The sequence below is a fragment of the Streptomyces sp. NBC_01320 genome (genome assembly GCF_035974375.1).
Lineage (GTDB): Bacteria > Actinomycetota > Actinomycetes > Streptomycetales > Streptomycetaceae > Streptomyces > Streptomyces yanii.
The window spans coordinates 2,203,313-2,222,956 of sequence record NZ_CP108390.1 but is presented as its reverse complement, the minus strand read 5'-3'; the positions used below and the strand labels follow the sequence as shown (position 1 = coordinate 2,222,956).

Sequence of the window (19,644 nt, the reverse complement as noted above, 5' to 3'; positions counted from 1 at the left end):
CCGGACATTAACTCGCCGTCTTGATCTCTGATGTCGGGGTGATGCCGAGGTGGGCGGCGAGGTCGGTGAGATCGTCGAGGGTGGCCAGCTGTGTTTCGGCGGGTTCGATGGCGTGCCCGATGTCGTGGAGGAGCCGACGGGTTTGGCTGATGGCCCGGTTGAGGGTCACGGGGGTGATGGTGAAGAGCGGCGCGATGACGACCTGGGGGAGCTTGAACCGCTCGTAGAGGATGGTGGCCAGGAGCCGGTCGACGAGGGTGAGGCCGGGGCGCCGACCGGTGTAGAGGCCGGTGGCGGGGGTCTTCTGCCGGTCGCCGCCGCGTCGTTGGTGAAGGTCCTCTTCCCGCTGGAGCTGTCGGGCCGTTGCCAGTTCGTTGACCAGCTGTTCCCACTGGTCAAGCCGCATGCCGGTCAGGGCCGGGTGAGTCAGCCAGTCGCGTCCGGGGCCGGGCTGGTTCTGTGGCGGGATGGGTGGGACCCCGTCGCGACGGTGTTCCTCGGGGCGCAGGGTGTAGTTCCAGTCGCCGTGCCAGTCATGGCGGCTCAGGGGCAGCGCGGTCATCTGCCCGTCACTGATGCGGATGCCGGTCTCATAGGCAGTGGTGTCGAGTTCGGCGCGGACGGTCAGCCCGGTGCGGGTGGTGGTCGCGGCGATGCTGTTGACGATGACCTCGTGGCTGGTCAGGGGCCTGCCACGCCAGTTCATTGTGATGTGGGAGAACAGCCGGTGTTCGACCTTGTTCCATTTTGAAGTGCCTGGAGGAAAGTGGCATACGGTGATCTCCAGGCCTGTCTCGACGGCCAGGGCAGCCAGCTCGAACTTCCAGGCGCGGGTGCGGTATCCGTTGGACCCGCCCGCATCCGCGGTGATCAGAAGGCGCCGGGAGGCGGGGTAGGCAATGCGGCCGGCCGCATGCCACCAGCGGCGGATCGAGGCGACGGCGAAGGCGGCGGTGTCGTGGTCGGTACCGACGCTGACCCAGCCGGCCTCCGCCGTCAGGTCATAGATTCCGTACGGGATCGCCTTGCCGAGATCGGCGTCGGGGAAGTCGTGAGTGCGGACCCGGACCGGAACGCCCTCGCGATGCCACTCACGTCCGGCGTTCTTGTAGTTCCCGACCAGCTCCTTCTTTTTCGTGTCGACGCTCACCACCGGGTCTCCCACGGCCTGGAACTCCTTGGCCTGCTCGTTGATATAGCGGAACTGCGCATCCCTGTCGGGATGTTGTGCACCTTCAACGGTCTTGGCGTTGCCCTGCAGGCTGAAGCCCTCCTCGCGCAGCAGGACGGCGACCGTGTCCGCCGAGACCCGGTGGCCCTGCCGGGTCAGATCTTCGGCCAACTGCCGGGTCGACTTCACCGTCCATCGCAGCGGCGACATCGGATCCCCGCGCACGTCCGGCTCGACCAGCGCCAGCAGCGCGGGCCGCAGCCCCGGATCCAGGTCCACCGCCCGCTTGCGACCCCCGCCCACCCGGCGGACCCGCCCCAACGGCGCCTCCCCGGACTCCAGTTCAGCTACCCCGCGCGAGACGGTGCCCTCACGCACCCCGGCCGCACGGGCGACAAGCCTGATCCCGCCGTGTCCCAGCGACCGCGCCTCCGCCCCTATGACCAGCCGACGCTGGCGCTCGTCCAAGTGCGGGAACAACGCCTGGAACTTCGCCGTCAGCACCGAATCGGCCCCCTCCGGAATCCCCATACCACAACAACGAGGCACGATCCCGGAAGCGACGGCTTGTTTCCCGGCAAGCCCTAACTTCTCAGAAGGAGCCGCACGACATGGACACGAGCAGACGCACGGTGATATCGGCGGCCGCGGCCGCCGGGCTGGGAGCGAGCACGTCGGTCGGAACGGCCCACGCAGCAGGCAAGCACGGAGTGCCGGTGAAGGAGCTCTTCGGCAGACTCGCCGACGGTACGAAGGTGTACCGGTGGACGCTGGAGAACGGCGGGACCCGGATGAAGGTCCTGTCCTACGGCGGGATCATCCAGTCCCTGGAGATCCCCGACCGTCACGGCCGGCGCGCCAATGTCTCCCTCGGCTACGACAACATCGAGTCGTACGTCGCCGGCACCACCTTCTTCGGCGCACTGATCGGCCGCTACGGAAACCGCATCGCCAAGGGCCGCTTCACCCTGGACGGAACCACTTACCAGCTCTCGGTCAACAACGGCGAAAACAGCCTGCACGGTGGCGCCAAGGGCTTCAACACGCGGGTCTGGGAGGTCGAGCCGTTCCAGGACTCCACGGGCGTCGGCCTCCACCTGCACTAGACCAGCATCGACGGCGAGATGGGATACCCCGGCACGCTCAGGACGAAGGTGACGTACACCCTCACCGCGCGCGGCGACTGGCACATCGACTACGAGGCGACGACCGACAAGCCGACGGTCGTCAACCTCACCAACCACATCTATTGGAACCTCGCCGGCGAGGGCAGCGGCACCATATACGACCACGAACTCGCCGTCGCCGCCTCCCGCTACACGCCTGTCGACTCCGGACTCATCCCGACAGGCGAACTGGCGAAGGTCGCCGGCACGCCCTTCGACTTCCGCCGGGCCAAGACGGTGGGCGAGGACATCCGGGTCGGCAACCAGCAACTGCTGTACGGCCAGGGCATCGACCACAACTGGGTTCTGGACAAGGGGGTCACTGCGGCGCCCGAGCACATCGCGACGCTGAGTGACCCGTCATCGGGCCGGACGGTGATGCTGTCCACGACCGAGCCGGGGCTGCAGTTCTACTCCGGCAATTTCCTGGACGGCGCGTTGGTCGGCACCTCGGGGAAGATCTACCGGCAGGGCGACGGCATGTGCCTGGAGACCCAGCACTTCCCGGACTCCCCGAACCGGCCGTCCTGGCCCTCGACGGTGCTGCGCCCGGGCCGGACGTACCGCACGAGCACGGTCCACACGTTCTCGGCCCACTGAGGGCTGCCCTGATCCGCTGTGCCCCGCAGGCCTTGACCCCGCGGGGCACAGCTATGACCTGAACACCGGGCTCCCCGGTTGGCCGGGGGAAACCGGTCGGAGCCGCACGGGGTGGCTCGCGAAGGGCGATCGCCTCTCGGCGGCGGGCTCCACGCGACTGGTTGTAACAACGCGCGAGCCCACCGACGCCGGCGAAAACCAGCCCCTAACCCGTGGTCCGGTTCAGGTCAAGGTGGATGTCCACAACGCCCTCGACCGCTCGGACGGCTCGGGCCAGCAACGGGATGAGCGTCCGGTCGCGTACCGAGCCGCCGAGCGTGACCACTCCGTCCACGACGGATACGGTCACCGCTCCTCCGGGGCGGGACAAGTCTGTGACGGTGCGGCGGATCTCGTCGGCAAGGTCTTCGTCCGAGCGGAGGAAGACCTTCAACAGATCACTTCGGCTGACGATTCCCTCCAGCAGTCCGGCCGCGTCGACCACCGGCAGCCGCTTCAGGTGGCGCTGGGCCATGATGCGTGCCGCCTCTGCTATGGGGGCGTCTGGATGGACGGTCACTGCCGGGCTCGACATCAGCTCCTGTGCGCTCACGGCGCCCGCCTTCACCCGGTCGGTCAGAGGCAGCTCCGGCCGGGTCGGGTCGTCGGTCCGGGACTCCTCCTTGGGGAGCAGATCGGCCTCCGAGACCACGCCGATCACTCGTCCCTCGCCCTCGAGTACGGGAAGGGCGCTCACCCTCCACTCTTTCATCAGCTCGACGATTTGCTTGTAACTGGCCTGTCCTCCCACCGCGATGGCGGTGTGGGTCATGACGTCGCTGACCGTGTGCGGCGAATGAGGCATGGTGATCTCCTCACCGGGGCCCGTCCGGCCGGGACGGGGGATCAGGTGACATGGGGCAGCCCACTTCCGTGCGGTGCGTACAGGTCCAGCAGACGGGCCCGGGCGGACTGAAGTCGGTGGGCTATCACCCGGCCGACCCACAGGGCCACGGCGGCGGCCAGTTCCGGATCCAAGTCGCAGGCGTGGCGCACCTGCGCGGCATCGAGTTCGTAGGCGCGTACGTGCGTCATCGCCTCGGCTCCCAGCTGCCACACATAAGGGCTGAACAACCATGACCAGCCGATCAGCTCTCCGTGCCCGAGTGACTCGATGACCGCCGGTGGTCCTTTCGGCATGCGGAAGTCGAGGCTGACGGTGCCGGTCCGCACAATCCAGAAGTGGTCGGCCCTCTGCCCCTCCTCAAAGATGCGTGTCCCCTCCGGGAACGACACTTCCCGGGTGAACTGCATGAGCCGGTCTCGATGCTTGGTGCCCAGCGACCGGATGGTTGGAGTGGTCATGATCTGGTCTCCTCCACAGGGCGGCACGGATCTTGAGATCGTTGTTGGCAGTGCCTGAGCCGGAGCCGGGCTCCTCTCGGCACTGTGCGTCCTTGTACTGCGTGCGGGTCCCACCAGTAGGGATCCACAGGGTCGTGCCATCCGCGGGCCGAGGCTGCCGTCGAGACCTGGTCGCCGTCATGTCGATGCTTCCTCCGGCGGAACTGAGAACAGCCTGCGCCGAAAGATCTGTGGTCCCCAGGGGCTCTACGGGGGAGACCTGGGGACCAATCGGCCCTAGATGCGAGCCGGGCTTCGGCGGTCGCCCGCGCGGGCCGCCGACTGCCCGCACGAGGAGTCTGCGCCCTGCTGAGGGAGCGAGCAGGGCATTCGGGTTGCCCGTGCCGCCGCGCTGCACGGCGGGACCCGAGGCGGCGGGGGAGAGTCAGCAACGTACGGGAGCCGGGGCAGCGGGATGGATCCACACCGAACACATACGTCAGGTCCTCCTGAGGGGTATATATCGATCGCACCGTTTATTACGAATATTAGGTCGAATGTCCAGGATCGGGTCCTGATCATCCCTCCTGGGAAGTTCAGGGGGATGGCACGGTGGCGACGTGGGCATCTGACGACAAGGGGACGAGAGGCGATGGGGACCATGGAGCAGCCCCTGATCGTGGGCGTGGATGGATCGGATTCGAGCTTGCGGGCGGTCGACTGGGCCGTGGAGGAGGCAGCCCGTCACGACCTTCCTCTGAGAGTTGTCTACGCCTCCCGATGGGAACGCTACGAGGGGGCAGGTCTGCATCGGGGCGTCGAGCGCCGCTCCGAGCAGATTCTGGCCGACACCATCGTGGCCACCGCGGTCACGCGCGCGAGCATGCGTAATCCGGATCTGAAGATCACCACCGAGGTTCTGGCGGAGGACACGGTCAACGCGCTGCTCGACGAAGCGCGCGAGGCTGCGATGCTGGTTGTCGGATCCAGGGGCCGGGGCCAGCTCAAGGAGCTCCTGTTGGGTTCCGTGAGTCTGGCCCTGGCGTCCCGGGCCCAGTGCCCTGTCATCGTGGTACGCGGCGACGCGGCAGGAACAGCCGGAGCACACGGCCGCATCCTGCTCGGCGTCGCGGACGTGGCCCACGGGTCGGCTGCCGTGAGGTTCGCTATCCGTGAGGCTGCCACCCGGCACTGTGAGATCGACGCAGTACGTGCCTGGCGTTGCCCCGCGTCCGAAGCGGTCGGCCTGCCGCGCGCCAAGGACTCTCCGCCTGCCCTCACCTGGGAGATGCGGGCGGCGACAGAGCTTGACCAAGCGCTTGAGGCCTCGATCGAGGAGAACCCGGCCGTTGCCGTCTCCCGCTCCACTGTCGAGGGGCCGGCCCACCAAGTCCTCGTCCGGCGCTCCGCCGCCGCCGACCTCCTTGTCGTGGGTGCGTCGCGGCGCAAGGGGCACATGGGTCTGCAACTCGGCCGGACGGCCCACACGGCGCTCCATCACTCCAGCTGTCCTGTCGCAGTGGTACCTCACCGTCCATGAACCACCGCCGAGTCATGGAGGTGGACGGACCGTGGGCTGGCAGGTGGGCGTGGCCTGCGCCGCGAAGCACGCCGCAGGGGAACACGCGCGGACCGGCCGGATCGGCGCAGTGCATGGCGGGCCCCAGCGCCGCGGCGGCGGACCGAAGACACTGGGGACGGCCGGAGCCCAGGTCGAGGCATCGGAAGGGCTCTCGTGCGCTCTGGTTGATCCGCGCATGTATGGACTTGTCCTCGCCCATGTCGGAGTGGAACGGCGGGCACCCCTCGGTGACCGGACCCGGTGCAGGGCGCGATCCGGTGCAGCGGTCGCGGACCGCCGGTGCCGCGAGAACGCCGTACGTCAGGGGACGGATGCGTCGTCGACGGCGTATCCGAGGTGCTGCGCCACGTGAACCACTCCGTCGACGGTGCGGCACAACCGTTCGATCACCGGGATCATGCTCTTGAACCGCACAGAGCCGTTCAGTTCGACACGGCCGTCGGTCACTTCGACGGTGATGGCGCCGGGGTCCTGGTGCAAGGTGAGGTCGAGTACGTCGCCGGTGATCTCGTGGCGGATGGTCTCGTCGTCGCGCAGGAAGATCTTCAGCAGATCGCGCCGACTGACGATGCCCACCAATGTGTCCGCCTCGTCCACGACCAGCAATCGTCTGACGCTCTGCGCCTCCATGAGCCGGGCCGCCTCGGCCACGGTCCAGTCCGCCCTGGCGCAGACGGCGGGCGCCGACATCAGTTCCTCGGCCCGCGTGCCCTCCGCTTTCTCCCGCTCACGCGGCTCGGGAGCCGGCAGGGACCGCAGGAAGTCCCCCTGATCGGCGGACTTCGGCAGAAGGTCGCCTTCCGACACCACTCCGAGCGGGTGCCCCACGTCGTCGACGACCGCGACGGCCGACACCTGGTGCTCGGTGAGTGTGCGCACGATGTCCTTGAACGCCGCATTCCCAGGGACCGTCACGACCTCGCGGGTCATCAGCTCGCCAATGTCTCGATGTCTCACCCGTCCACTCCTATCGCCCTGCGGCTTCCTGGGCGTCGACCGACATGTCGTCCTGCTCGTACGTGAGCCGATTGGCCACGTTCACCACTCCGTCGAGGCCCCGGCACACCCGGACGAGGCCGACCGGCCGGTGGTGGCCTGCCACCCGGGGTGCTTTCATGAAATTGACGGAAAGAGTCCGCACCAGGATGCGGAGAAGCGGCTGGCGGCCGTGCACCGCACAATCGGGATCCGCGAGAAGCGGATGGGCTCTTTCCGCCCTCGCGTGGAGTGGCGGCTCACCGGGGGCCACGATTCCGGGGGTGTCAGGATCCGCCGCGGGTGGTGATCAGGACGACGAGGCCGGCGACGGGTCCGTGTCGTTCGCGCCCGGGGCGGATTGAGGCAGCGGCTGCTGCGCCCAGATGACCTTGCCTTCGTGGGTATACCGCGTGCCCCAGTGCTCGGTGATCTGCGAGACGAGGAACAGTCCGCGGCCTCCCTCGTCCATGGTGGCCGCGTACCTCAGATGGGGTGAAGTGCTGCTGCCGTCGGATACCTCGCAGATCAGGTTGCGGTCACGCAGGAGCCGCACCCGGACCGGCGCGGAGGCGTGGCGGATGGCGTTGGTGATCAGCTCGCTGAGAATCAACTCGGTGGTGAACGCCAGTTCCGCCAGGCCCCACGCGTCGAGCTTCTCCGCGACGGCGGCGCGCATCCCGGCTACGGCGGCGGGGTCGAGCGGAACATCCCATTCGGCAATCTGGTCGGCGGAAAGCGCGCGGGTGCGGGCGATGAGCAGTGCTACGTCGTCCTTGGCCTGGGTGGGAAGGAGCGCGTCGAGCACCGCCCGGCAGTGCTGTTCCGGTGAACGGCCGGGATGGGCGAGGGCCTGGCGGAGCAGCTCCATCCCCACATCGATGTCCCGGGTGCGGTCCTCGATCAGCCCGTCGGTGTAGAGGACAAGCTGGGCACCGACGGCCAGATCCAGTTCGGCGGTCTTGAACGGCATGCCGCCGAGTCCCAGCGGTGGCCCGGCAGGAAGCTCGGGGAACTCCACGCGGCCGTCGGGGTGGACCAGCGCCGGGAGATGGTGTCCCGCGCGGGCCATGGCGCAATGCCGGGCGACCGGATCGTAGATCGCGTACAGGCACGTGGCTCCCACGATGCCCGCACCGACGTCCGCGCCCCCCTCTTCCTTGTCGATGCGGTCCACGAGGTCGTCGAGGTGGCCGAGGAGTTCATCGGGCGGCAGATCGAGCGTGGAGAAGTTGTGCACCGCGGTACGTAGCCGTCCCATGGTGGCGGCGGCGTGCAGCCCATGGCCGACGACGTCGCCGACGACCAACGCGACACGGTTGCCCGACAGCGGAATCACATCGAACCAGTCACCGCTGACTCCGGACTGTGCGGGCAGATAGCGGTGGGCGACATCCAGGGCGTTCTGTTCGGGCAGAGCGCGCGGCAGCAGGCTGCGTTGCAACATGACCGCCAGGGCGTGTTCGCGGGTGTACCGGCGTGCGTTGTCGATGCTGACCGCAGCACGGGCGACCAGTTCCTCGGCGAGTGACCGGTCCTCCTCGTCGAACGCTCCGGCCTCCCGCGAGCGCCAGAAGTTGGCCAGGCCCAGAACCACGCCCCGCGCCTGCAGCGGCGTCGTGAGGAGTGAGTGGATTCCGTAGTCGACGACGTTGCCCGTCCGTTCCGGGTCCTGAGCACGCCATTCGGGTGCGGATGACAGATCGTGCACCACCACGGACCGGCCGGTGGCGAATCCGCGTGCCTGAGGCGTGGAGGGAAGAAAGGTGATGAGCGCGCCGCACGGGTAGAGGGGGTGGTCGTCCCGGATGCCGCTGACGGCGGTGCGGCGCAGGTCGGCAGCCGCGCCGGTCGGCTCCTCCCCGAGCAGGACGGGGGCGGCGAGGTCGACCGTGACGAAGTCCGCGAACCGGGGGACGGCCGTCTCGGCCAGTTCCTCGGCCGTGCGCGTCACGTCCAGGGTGGTGCCGATGCCCACCCCCGCGTCGTACAGCAGCCTGAGGCGTTCGTTCGTCGTTTCCACCTTGCCCGTCAGTGCCAGAAGCTGGGTGGAGTCGCGCAGGGTCGCCACCGTTCCCAGGGGGCTTCCGTCACGGGCGGTGCGCCGCTGGTTCACCACCAGCATGCGACCCCCGGCCAAGTACATCTCGTCCGTGGCCACGCGACCGGAGACAAGCAGCTCCGCCGTGGCCGGGTCGAGGCTCTTCAGTTCCTTGACGGGGCGCCCCTGGGCGTCGGGCGGCAGATCGAGAAGCCGTTCGGCCTCGTCGTTCGCCAGCAGCAGCCGACCGTCGTGTCCGACGATGAGCACCCCTTCCCGGACGGCGTGGAGCACAGCGTCATGGTGCTCGTACATGCGGGTCATCTGGGCGGGATCGAGCCCGTGGGTCTGCCTTCGCAGCCGCTTGGCCACCAGGGCCGCCCCACCCGTGGCCAGGCCGAGCGCGCCGGCCCCGCTGGCAAAGATGAACATCAACTGCTTGTCGACCGCGTTGGAGATGTTCTCGACCTTGAGACCAGCCGCCACCAGGCCCACGACGGTCTTGTCGGGAGCGTTGACGGGGACAATCGCCTGGACTTCATGGCCAAGGGGCCCCTGGACGTTTTCCACGTGGACCTGGCCCGCCAGCGAAGGTTTGATGGTGCCGACGAACTGCTTTCCGATGAACTCCGGACGGGGGTGTGTGTAACGAGTCCCATGTGCGTCCGTCACCACGATGAAGTCGAGGCCGGCCAGTTTCCGCGCCACCTCGGTGAGCGGCTGCAGCACTTTGGAGGGATCGGGAGACTGGATCGCCTGCACAATCCCCGGCGAGTGTGCGAAAGTCTCTGCCGCAGCCACCGAACGGCGCTCCGCCTCCGTCTCGGCGTCATGGAACGACTGGAGAACCAGCGCCACAACCGCGCCCGCCACAAGCAGGACAATGACCACCGCCTGCAGGATGAACACCTGCCCGGCTACGCTTCGCGGCCCTTTGCCACTCAGTGACCGAGCCGATCCGCTGCGGGATCGGTCGGAATGGTCGACCATGTCGACATTCCTAACACTTTCTAGCTATGTATGCCCATTGGGTAACCTATCGTCTGATTCCTGCCGATCGACGCATCACGGCCTCGGCTTCGCACAGTGGATGCCATGCGGTGTACGGGACATGGAGACACTCCGGTCGGCGGCGACGAGATCTGGCTCGGGCCCTGCTTCCATCGTGCGCCACCGGGTGGGCTCCCGCGGACCGGACGGGCACGCGCGACACGTGGCGCTCCCTCGCCCGGGCCGGGCCGCACGCGGCCCCGACATGCAACGATTCGGCGGGGGACAGCACTTCCAGCAGAGCAGCGGCAGCCGACGGTGTCGTCCGCTGCGCCGAAGCCAGGGGCACGGTACGTCCACGGCCAGAAAGGGGAGTCACGGTGCAGTCACCTGCCGGGGCATGTGACGTGCGGGTGATCGGAGCAGGGATGGCCCGCCTCGCCTGCGCGCCGGATCTCGCCGGAGCCGGACTCGACGTACGTGTGGTCGAGGCATCGGATGCCCCGGGCGGCAGGATGCGCACCGACCGGCGGGACGGCTTCCTCCTCGACCACGGCTTCCAGGTTTTCAACACCTCGTACCCCCAGGTGAAGAAGCGCATCGCGCTCAGGGACCTCCACCCGAGGCCCTTCACCCCGGGGACGCTCGTGCACCGGGACGGGCGCCGGATCCGGGTCAACGACCCCACACGCCGCCCGCGCGAAGCCGCAGGATCTGCTGCCGGGGCGGTTCGGTTCGGCCCGTGATCTGCTGGCGTTCGGATCACTGACCGTCCGGGACATGCTGCTCCCGGTTGCCGCGATGAAACGCCGGACGGACCGGACGACACCCACCACGCTCGCCGAGGCCGGCGTATCCGAAGAGATGATCGACACTGTGCTGCGTCCGTTCCTGTCGGGTGTGTTCCTGGAGGAGGAGCTGGAGACGTCTTCGCGCTTCTCCTCGGCTGCGACGCCGCCCGCCACCGGCCCACTGTCCTGCTCGGCGCCCCCAACGCAGGCGGTCGGCCCAGTCGCTGGAAACCGGTCTGGACCGCGGCCGGCCATTCCCCGGCCACCCTCTCCGTTCAGCCGGTCGCGGATGGCCCCGGCAGCCCCGTCGTCGCCGTCGGCTCCGCCGGGACCGGAGGACGAGGCACAGTCGTCGGGGCCGACGGCCCGGAGATACGCGCCTGGGACATCTCGACAGGCCGACCGCTCGATCTGCCCATCCACGCCGCGCCGGAACCCGTCACGGCCCTGACCTGCACCACGCTCCACGGACACGACCTTCTCGTCTCCGGCACCGCGTCAGGCGCCGTTCGTGTCCATGACCTCACCACCGGCCTCACCAGCAGTACCGCCTCGGCGTACGAGCGTCCGGCGCCTGTGACCGGCCTCGTCCCACTTGACCTGCACCGCCGCCGGATCGCAGTGAGCGCCGCCGAGGACGGCGTACTTCGAGCCTGGGACCTCGCCGACGCGACCCCGCTGCCGGATCAACTCCTCCTGCCTGCATCTCTGGGACCCGGCCGACGGAGAAACCTTCGGCTCCGCCCCCCCAGCCGCGCCGTCCGTCGCTGTACGCGGTCGGCTGCGCCGTCGTGCACCGGCTGCCGTTCGCTGTCACCGCCGACCGGGACGCCGAACGCATGTGGTCCCTGCGCAGCCTGCGCCCGCGCGAAGTGCACGCGGTTCGTCACGCCGTCACCCGCCACGACCATCTCCTGCATCGAGCTCCGCGGGCGGCCCACCGCTGTCTTCGGCTGCGCCACCGCGTCCGCTATCCGATCGACGGCCACCCGACAGGCTCTCAGAGCGCGCGCAGGCGAGCAGGGCCCGGCGTCCGGCCGGCAGCCGCCGTCACCGGGGGCAGATCCTCATGCAGTCACCCCAACCATCCGATGCCGCTCGGAGATCGGAGAAGGCTCGTGATCCACATGATCGACGTCGACTCTCCGCCATGGCGAAAACACGACACACGGTGACTGTTGCCCTGAGGGGGCCGGTCGCATTTGATCGACCGTCGTGTACAGACACTCGATATCCGCAGCGTCCGCGCTGCTTCTCGTCGCGCTCATCCTGCCCGGTGACCTGGCGCACGCGGACTCGGACGACCTGTCCGGGCCGTCGGTGACGCGCATCGTCACGCTCGACAGCGCCCCGGCCGTGCAGCAGGCCGCCCCGCAGGACCGGGCAGCGGCACGCCGTACGGTCTCCGATACGCAGCGGACCCTGGTCGACGCCGCGCACGACGCGGGCATGGCGCTGTCCGTGAAACGCCGGTACCGCAATGTCGTCAACGGCCTCCTCGTCGAGGTGCCCGCAGGCCAGACCGGCCGGCTGGCCGAACTCCCCGGAGTGGCCGAGGTCACCGAGCCGGTGACGTACGAGATGCCCGAGCGGCCCACCCCGGTGCCCAAGGACGTCCTCGCAAAGGCGGTTGCCCAGGCGGGCCATGACGCACGGTCCGGCGATGCGGCCCCCTCGGGCCGGGAAATCGTCACGGCCACGGATCTCACCAACGTCCCGCAGGCCCATCGCCTGGGCTACACGGGCAAGGGAGTCACCGTCGGCATCATCGACAGCGGCATCGCGTACGACCATCCGGCGCTCGGCGGCGGGGGCTTCCCCAACGCGAAGGTGGTCGGCGGCTACGACTTCGCGGACGAGGACGCCGACCCGTACGACGACAGGTTCGGCCCGGCTGCCGGGCACGGCACCCATGTCGCGGGCATCGTCGCCGGGGACGACGCACACATCGAGGGCGTCGCACCGGACGCGACACTGCGCTCCTACCGGGTGTTCGGTACGAAGAACTCACCGACCGACGCCGTCATTCTGGCCGCCCTCGACCGAGCCGCCGCCGACGGGGTGGATGTCGTCAACATGAGCCTCGGCGCAACCGGTAACCGCAGCAGCAGCGTGCTGTCGCTCGCCGTGAACCACCTGGTGGACTCCGGCGTTCCCACGGTCGTCGCCAATGGAAACGGTTACGCCGGTCCGTTCAACGCCGCTGCGCCCGCGGTCGCGGACGGGGCGATTGCGGTCGGCAGCACCTACAGCAGCCGCTACCCGTTCCTCGCGTTCACACTCGATGACGGCTCAACGGCCCCCGTCCCGTACCTGGACTCCGGGCGGGCACCGGCCGCTCCCGTGACGGGCGCCCACCCGGTGGCCGTCATCGAGTCCAGCTGCGACCCACTGCCCGCCGGCAGCCTCGACGGCAAGATCGCATTGTTCGCCCCGTACACCGGCGCCGACGTCTTCAAGTGCCGGGTGATGGACCTGGCCCGCACCGCCGAGGCCGCGGGTGCGGTCGCCGCGGTCCACTACAACCCGTCGGGCACCGATCCGGATGCGCTGCCGTTCTCGCCCTGCTGCGGCAGCATCGGCATCCCCGTGGTGGGGATCCGCGCACGGGACGCCGAGCGAATCAAGGCCGCGCCGGCCGGGACCGAGCTGTCGTGGGGTGCGTACGCCGGTGCGCCGATGACCGCCGACGCCGCGGGGCTGATGGATCGCAGCTCCTCCTGGGGCCCGGGCAACGAGTTGGAGTTCAAGCCGGACGTCGCCGCTCCCGGCGGGTACATCCTGTCCGCGCTTCCCCCGGCCCAGGACTGGTACGGCGTCATGTCCGGTACCTCGATGGCGTCCCCGCACGTCGCGGGAGTGGTCGCCCTGCTGCTCCAGGCCCGGCCGGACCTCACTCCGGCTCAGGTGCAGACCGCACTGCAGAACACGGCCACTCCGCTCGCCATGACCGGTGATCACGAACGCGGCCGGCAGCCCGTCGCCCAGCAGGGCGCGGGCCGGGTCGACGCGGTCGCCGCACTGGCGTCGGTCTCCGGCGACACCGTGACGGCAACGCCGTCCGAACTCGCCCTGGGCGACCTCGAAGGCCGGCAACGGACCCGCCGGATCACAGTCCACAATCCGACCGCCCGCCCGGTGACCTACCGAATCGGGCAGAGCTCCGCCGTCTCCGCAGCCCCGCCGTACACCAGCGAGTGGCAGCCCACCGACGCCACAGGCGACGCCGAGGTCGACGGCCAGGACAGCATCATCGTGGCCGCGCACGGCAGCCGTACCGTCACCGTGCACATCCGGCAGCCCCGCGACGTCGCCGAAGGAACCCTGTTCGGTGGCTGGGTGGAGTTCACCCGGTCCGGCTCGACGGCTCCGGAGATCCGGGTGCCGTATCTGGGCATGGCGGGCGACTTCGACGCGGTGTCGGCGATCAACCCCACCTTCACCTCGATCAACAAGACGCTGGACAACCCGGCGCTGCGTCCCGCCTACTTCACCTTCGGCAAGAGTGTGCCCACCACCGTCGACCTCACCGACACGTCCACGGCCAACGACAAGGCCTGGGTCATGCTGTCCCACGGTTTCCCCCTGCTGGAGCGGATGCGGCTCCAGGTCCTCGACACCCGTGGCGAGGTGATCGACACCCCGTACGACGCATCGTGGGTGACCCGTAATTCCGGTGCGGGCACCGGGGTGGCGTTCTACAGCTGGGACGTCACACGTGCCGACGGCACCCCGGCGCCCGCCGGTACGTACCGGCTGCGCCTCGTCTTCGACAAGGCGCTCGGCGACCCGCAGGAGTCACCGGGCACCCAGATCTGGACCTCCCCGGAGGTCACCCTGGTCCGCTGACCGCGCGACCCACGTCACACCGGCCGTCGCGGCTTCGACGGCTTCGGTGGCACCGCCTGGGCCCCGCAGCCGGGTGCACCTGGCCGAGCTGCAAGAATCCGGCGAAGGAAACGGACCGGAGGGCGGCTTTGGCACTGGAAGATCTCGGGCTCGGCCCCTGCGAGGAGTCCGTATACAGGGTGCTGATCGAGCGGCCCTCGGCCTCGCTCGCCGAGGTGGCCGCGGCGGCGGCCGTCCCCGACGCGGAAATCGCGGACGCATTGAACTCGCTCGCGGCTCGCGCCCTGGTCAACAGACAGCCTGGAAGCGGCCATTATGTCGCCGCGCCGCCGTCGGTCGCGCTCGGCACGGAACTGACCGAGCGCCGCATCCGCCTCCACCGAGCGGAACTCGCGCTCGCCGAGCTGGTCGAGACCTACCGGACCGGATCCATGGGACGCGCGCAGCGCGATCTCGTCGAGGTCGTCGAGGGGCGGGATGCCGTACGCCAGCGCTACCTCCAGCTCCAGCTCTCCTCCCGGCACGCCATCGACACGTTCGTCACCGGCGACGTCCAGGTGGTCGGCCCGGAGAACACCGAGGAGCCGACCGTGCTGTCGCGCGGCCTGCAGGTGCGCGCCGTCATCGACCAGTCGTTCCTGGGCGAACCGAGCGCGGCCGACAATGTGGACGAGTCCCTCGCCCGGGGCATGCGGATCCGGACGGTCGATGGCGTACCGCTCAAGCTCATCGTCTGCGACGGTGAGATGGCGATGCTTCCGCTGCACGGCTCCGGCAGCGAGGTCGACCCCAGTCTCGTCCTGCGCGGCGGGCTCGCCAACGTCGCCCAGGCGCTCTTCGACGCCGTGTGGGAACGGGCCCGCCCCTACGGCGAACCGCACCACGGGATCGATGTCCTGGACACCCGCATACTGCGTCTCCTGCTCGCCGGTCTCACCGACCACGCGGTGGCCGCGCAGGTGGACATGTCGGCGCGCACTGTGCAGCGGCGCATCCAGGGGCTGATGGTCCAGGCCGGGGCGACCACCCGTATCCAGCTCGGCTGGTACGCACGCCACCACGGCTGGGCGTAACGGCCTCCCCCGTGACAGGGAGTGGGCTCCCGACGCCCTGCGACTCCGCTTGCCGCGTTGTCGTCAGTCACCGACTCCCCCATGGCCTTGAAGGCATGGGAGGGGCCCCCTCCGCGTCGACTCCCTCCTCCGCCTTGCAATCGAAGCCGCATGACGCCGCTCGCTGATCCACTCCCTGCCGTGGGGGAGGCCGTAGGGCGAGTCCGGGCTCCGCGGCCGTCGCTGACGGGTCTCCGCCAAGGCAGCTATCCGCCAGGGCAGAAGGGTCGACACGCACGGTGCCGCCGCGAAAACTCTTCGCAGCACCCGGAACCACCCATTCACCGGGTGCGTGGAGGAGAGTCATCCATGACCAGATTATCCGCGAGGCGGAGATCCCGGCTGCTCGCAGTGGGGGTGTCGCTCGTACTGCTGCCGGCCGGGCAGGCCGTCGCAGCCGGGGCAACGGGGACGGCGGGGGCGGGCACCGACCGTGCCACATCACCCGTGCACGCACCCAGCACCGCGCGAACCGTCACCCTGATCACCGGTGACCAGGTGACCGTGACCGACCTCGGCGCGGGCCGGAAGTCGGTCGCCGTGGAGCGTCCCAAGGGCGCGACCGGAGCGGTTCGCAGTGAGATATCCGACGGCCGGATCACCGTCGTACCTGACGAGGCCCGGCCCTACCTCCAGGCGGGCGTCCTCGACGCCGAGCTCTTCGACGTCACCGCTCTGATCGAGCAGGGGCTCGGTGACCCGTCGTCCGACGGCCTCCCGCTCATCGTGACGTACACGAAGAACGCCCGCAGCGCGACGCCCCACGGAGCCCGCCAGGTCCGTGGTCTGCCGAGCGTGGGCGGTGCGGCCCTGGAGGCGTCGAAGTCCGGGGAGTTCTGGCGCACGGTCGCACCGGACGTCACCTCCGAGGCGCGCAGCGCGACTTCGGGCCGTGTGCGTCTGTCGGGCGGCGTCGAAAAGATCTGGCTGGACGCCCGCGTCGACACCGCGATGGAGACCAGCAACGCCCAGATCGGCACCCCCGCGGCCTGGGAGGCCGGGCTGACCGGCAAGGGTGTCAAGGTCGCCGTCCTCGACACGGGCGTGGACCTGACCCATCCCGATCTCAAGGACCGGGTGAGCGAGACCAAGAGCTTCATCGAGGGGCAGGAGGTCGCCGACCGGAACGGGCACGGCACGCATGTCTCCTCCACTGTCGGCGGCAGCGGTGCCGCGTCCGACGGCAAGGAGAAGGGCGTCGCGCCCGGCGCCACGCTCGCCGTCGGCAAGGTTCTCACCGACCAGGGTTTCGGATCCGAATCGCAGATCATCGCCGGTATGGAGTGGGCGGCCAAGGACGTCCAGGCCAAGATCGTCTCCATGAGCCTCGGATCGTCGCAGGGCAGCGACGGCACCGACCCGATGGCCCAGGCGGTGAACACCCTCTCCAAGGACACGGGCGCCCTGTTCGTGATCGCGGCCGGCAACGCCGGCTACCCCGGCAGCATCGGCTCCCCCGGCGCAGCCGACTCCGCACTGACGATCGGCGCGGTTGACTCCGCCGACCGGCGTGCCCCCTTCTCCAGTCAGGGTCCGCGTTTCGGCGACAACGCGCTGAAGCCTGACCTGTCCGCGCCGGGCGTGGACATCCTCGCGGCCCGCTCGCAGCTCGTGAGCGGCAGCGGCCCGTACACATCGAAGAGCGGTACGTCCATGGCCACCCCGCACGTCGCGGGCGTGGCGGCGCTGCTCGCCGAGAAGCACCCCGACTGGAGCGGACAGCAGCTCAAGGACGGGCTGATGAGCACGTCCAAGCAGATCAGCGGCACGTCGTACGAGGTGGGTGCGGGCCGCGTGGACGTCCCGTCCGCGATCGCCGCGCAGATCACCGCGACCGGCAGCGCCGACCTCGGATTCACCAGTTGGCCCTACGAGGCGAACAAGCCGGTCACGAAGACGCTGACCTACACCAACGCCTCCGACCGGCCGGTCACCCTGGCGTTGACCGCCGAGGGCGCTCCCACCGGCGTGGTCACCCTCGCCGACTCCACCCTCACCGTGCCCGCGCACGGCACCGCGCAGACCACGGTCACCGGTGACGGCACCGCCGCGCCCGTCGGCGCCACCTCCGGCCGGATCGTCGCCAAGGACGGCGACACAGTGGTGGCGCACACGGCCTTCGGCCTGACCAAGGAGGAGGAGCGCTACAACCTCACCGTCCACGTCAAGGACCGCGACGGTGCCCCATCCGCCGCATACGTGGCTGTAAAGCAGCTGGCCAAGGACACGTCGGTCATCCCGGCCTCGGTCGGCGAATCCGGCACGCTCAAGCTGCGCGTGAAGCCGGGCATGTACACCCTGTCCAGCTTCCTCGATGTGCGTGGCAGCAAGGGCAAGGACTCGCTCGGCCTCGGTCTGCTCACCGAGCCCGAGGTCACCATGGACCGCGATCGCGAAGTCACCCTCGACGGAACGAAGTTGCGGGAGATCCGGGCCGAGGTGGACCAGCGGACCGAGACCCGTCAGCTGATCATGAAGTTCAACCGGTCCGCGAACGGCGAGTCCTTCGCGCCGGCCGTGCAGGTCCCGCCGAAGTACGACAGCATCTTCGCCGCGCCGACCCGCAAGCCCGCCACAGGCACCTTCGAGTACCGGACCGTCTGGCGGCTCGGCAAGCCGCAACTCGATGTCGAAGCAGGCGGCCGGCAGCTCGGCGAGACGGCCGTCCAGTACGGATCGGATCTGTTCACCGGGCGGAAGCGAATGTCCCTGGTGGACGCGGGCACTGGAAGCCCCACCGACTACGCCGGCAAGGACGTGACGGGCGACGCGGTCGTCGTGCGCCGCACCGACGCGATCACGCCCGCCGAGCTGGCCCAGAACGCGCAGGACGCGGGTGCCAAGGCCCTGTTTGTCACCGACGAGGTTCCCGGGCGGCTGATGGCCAACTTCAGCGGGGCCGGCGGGGCGACACGTCCGCTGTACATCGCGACGGTGAACGCGGAGGACGGGGCGCGGCTGATCGAGGCCGCCCGGCTCGGCCGGGGCGTGGACCTGACTGGTACTCAGTTCACCCCGTTTGTCTACGACCTCACCGAGGGATACCCGGGGGCGATCCCCGCCGATCTGACGTACCGGCCGGACAGGAGCGAACTGGCCGTCGTCAAGAACAAGTTCCACGCGACGAAGGCCGCCGACGGCGGCGAGTTCCGCTACTCGATCACCGACAGCTTCCCCTACGGCATCGGATTCCAGGAGAAGATCAAGTTCCCCGCGGAGCGCACCGACTACATCAGCTCCGGCCCTGGCGAGGACTGGCACGAGTCCATGTCCAACGGCCCGGGCGCCCTCGAGGAGCGCAGCGGCGTCGTGCACTACCGCGGCGGCACCCGCTCCGGGACGGACTGGTTCAAGCCTGTCTGGCACCCGTGGCTGGGTACCGGCCTCGGCTGGGGCCAGCAGCGCGCGGGCAACTACCTGCAGTTCAACACGCCGGGCTGGGGCGACTCGGGACCGGACCACACCGGCTTCGGCGATGTGTATAACGAGAGCTCGATGACTCAGTTCACCGAGGTGTACGTGGACGGGGTGCGGGTCGACCGCAAGCGCAGCTCGGGGGCGTACGCCCGGAACGTCAAGCCGACCGAGCAGGACTTCAAGGTCGTCACCGACACCACCCTGGACCCGGAGGTCTGGCGGCTCGCCACGAAGGGCCACTCCGAATGGACCTTCAAGTCGTCCGCCACGCCGGCCGACCGGTGGACGTATCTGCCGATGCTCAACCTCGGGTTCGATGTCGACACCGACCTGCACGGTGATGTGCGGGCCGGAAAGCGTCTCGATTTCGGGATCTTCTCCGAGTACGTCAAGGGCGCGCCGGACACCGGGAGGATCACCGGCTCCACGCTGGAGGTCTCCTTCGACGACGGCGCGACGTGGACATCCGTCGAACTCGATGGCGTACGTGGCAAGTCCGCCGCCTGGGTCGGCTCGGTGCAGGTGCCGGACGACGCGCGGTACATCTCCGTGCGGGCCTCGGCCGCCGACGACAAGGGCGGCTCGGTCAAGCAGGAGATCATCCGAGCAGTGGGTGTGCGGAAGTAG

General features: G+C 69.2%; 12 protein-coding genes and 1 pseudogene. 6 read left to right on the top strand and 7 right to left on the bottom strand.

Annotation, left to right across the window (positions count from 1 at the left end; genetic code table 11):
* Positions 1 to 7: 7 nt before the first annotated feature.
* The gene (locus OG395_RS10580) at positions 8 to 1,702 is read right to left on the bottom strand and encodes an ISAzo13 family transposase (protein WP_327242656.1); all 1,695 of its coding nucleotides are present in this window, start codon (positions 1,700 to 1,702) and stop codon (positions 8 to 10) included.
* Positions 1,703 to 1,782: 80 nt separating this feature from the next.
* Here OG395_RS10580 and OG395_RS10575 point away from each other — a divergent pair.
* Positions 1,783 to 2,937, top strand: a pseudogene (locus tag OG395_RS10575) (aldose epimerase family protein).
* Positions 2,938 to 3,142: 205 nt separating this feature from the next.
* Here OG395_RS10575 and OG395_RS10570 read toward each other — a convergent pair.
* Entirely contained in the window at positions 3,143 to 3,781 is a 639-nt protein-coding gene (locus tag OG395_RS10570) for a CBS domain-containing protein (protein WP_327242655.1), read from the bottom strand.
* A gap of 41 nt (positions 3,782 to 3,822) precedes the next feature.
* Positions 3,823 to 4,281 carry a Crp/Fnr family transcriptional regulator gene (locus tag OG395_RS10565; protein ID WP_266978133.1) on the bottom strand — a complete coding sequence of 153 codons (459 nt, stop codon included), beginning with the start codon at positions 4,279 to 4,281 and terminating at the stop codon, positions 3,823 to 3,825.
* A 640-nt stretch (positions 4,282 to 4,921) separates the two neighbouring features.
* Between OG395_RS10565 and OG395_RS10560 the strand changes: the two genes are divergently transcribed.
* The gene (locus OG395_RS10560) at positions 4,922 to 5,800 is read left to right on the top strand and encodes a universal stress protein (RefSeq protein WP_327242654.1); all 879 of its coding nucleotides are present in this window, start codon (positions 4,922 to 4,924) and stop codon (positions 5,798 to 5,800) included.
* Positions 5,801 to 6,142: 342 nt separating this feature from the next.
* Here OG395_RS10560 and OG395_RS10555 read toward each other — a convergent pair whose 3' ends face one another.
* From OG395_RS10555 to OG395_RS10545, 3 genes are all read right to left on the bottom strand, one after another.
* Positions 6,143 to 6,799 carry a CBS domain-containing protein gene (locus OG395_RS10555; RefSeq protein WP_327242653.1) on the bottom strand — a complete coding sequence of 219 codons (657 nt, stop codon included), beginning with the start codon at positions 6,797 to 6,799 and terminating at the stop codon, positions 6,143 to 6,145.
* Between the two features lie 10 nt (positions 6,800 to 6,809).
* Positions 6,810 to 6,959, bottom strand: a complete 150-nt coding sequence (locus tag OG395_RS10550; RefSeq protein WP_327242652.1) for a hypothetical protein — start codon at positions 6,957 to 6,959, stop codon at positions 6,810 to 6,812.
* Positions 6,960 to 7,127: 168 nt separating this feature from the next.
* Positions 7,128 to 9,848: a SpoIIE family protein phosphatase gene (locus OG395_RS10545; RefSeq protein WP_327242651.1), complete on the bottom strand. Its 2,721-nt coding sequence runs from the start codon at positions 9,846 to 9,848 to the stop codon at positions 7,128 to 7,130.
* A 428-nt stretch (positions 9,849 to 10,276) separates the two neighbouring features.
* Here OG395_RS10545 and OG395_RS58250 point away from each other — a divergent pair, with 428 nt between their 5' ends.
* Entirely contained in the window at positions 10,277 to 10,594 is a 318-nt protein-coding gene (locus OG395_RS58250) for an FAD-dependent oxidoreductase (protein ID WP_442818536.1), read from the top strand.
* Positions 10,595 to 11,137: 543 nt separating this feature from the next.
* On the opposite strand, the gene OG395_RS10535 is transcribed toward OG395_RS58250, so the two are convergent.
* Positions 11,138 to 11,329 carry a hypothetical protein gene (locus tag OG395_RS10535; RefSeq protein ID WP_327242650.1) on the bottom strand — a complete coding sequence of 64 codons (192 nt, stop codon included), beginning with the start codon at positions 11,327 to 11,329 and terminating at the stop codon, positions 11,138 to 11,140.
* 525 nt (positions 11,330 to 11,854) lie between these two features.
* Here OG395_RS10535 and OG395_RS10530 point away from each other — a divergent pair.
* The 3 genes from OG395_RS10530 to OG395_RS10520 all read left to right on the top strand — a co-directional run bounded on the left by OG395_RS10530 (position 11,855) and on the right by OG395_RS10520 (position 19,644).
* Entirely contained in the window at positions 11,855 to 14,488 is a 2,634-nt protein-coding gene (locus OG395_RS10530) for a S8 family serine peptidase (protein ID WP_327242649.1), read from the top strand.
* 128 nt (positions 14,489 to 14,616) lie between these two features.
* A complete protein-coding gene (locus OG395_RS10525; protein WP_327242648.1) occupies positions 14,617 to 15,561 on the top strand; it encodes a helix-turn-helix domain-containing protein in 945 nt (314 codons plus the stop codon).
* Between the two features lie 348 nt (positions 15,562 to 15,909).
* The gene (locus OG395_RS10520) at positions 15,910 to 19,644 is read left to right on the top strand and encodes a S8 family serine peptidase (protein ID WP_327242647.1); all 3,735 of its coding nucleotides are present in this window, start codon (positions 15,910 to 15,912) and stop codon (positions 19,642 to 19,644) included.

Coding starts and splice junctions, on each gene's coding strand:
- OG395_RS10580 (WP_327242656.1), bottom strand. CDS start 1,702: ATGGGGATTCCGGAGGGGGCCGATTCGGTGCTGACGGCGAAGTTCCAG.
- OG395_RS10570 (WP_327242655.1), bottom strand. CDS start 3,781: ATGCCTCATTCGCCGCACACGGTCAGCGACGTCATGACCCACACCGCC.
- OG395_RS10565 (WP_266978133.1), bottom strand. CDS start 4,281: ATGACCACTCCAACCATCCGGTCGCTGGGCACCAAGCATCGAGACCGG.
- OG395_RS10560 (WP_327242654.1), top strand. CDS start 4,922: ATGGAGCAGCCCCTGATCGTGGGCGTGGATGGATCGGATTCGAGCTTG.
- OG395_RS10550 (WP_327242652.1), bottom strand. CDS start 6,959: ATGAAAGCACCCCGGGTGGCAGGCCACCACCGGCCGGTCGGCCTCGTC.
- OG395_RS10545 (WP_327242651.1), bottom strand. CDS start 9,848: ATGGTCGACCATTCCGACCGATCCCGCAGCGGATCGGCTCGGTCACTG.
- OG395_RS58250 (WP_442818536.1), top strand. CDS start 10,277: ATGGCCCGCCTCGCCTGCGCGCCGGATCTCGCCGGAGCCGGACTCGAC.
- OG395_RS10520 (WP_327242647.1), top strand. CDS start 15,910: ATGACCAGATTATCCGCGAGGCGGAGATCCCGGCTGCTCGCAGTGGGG.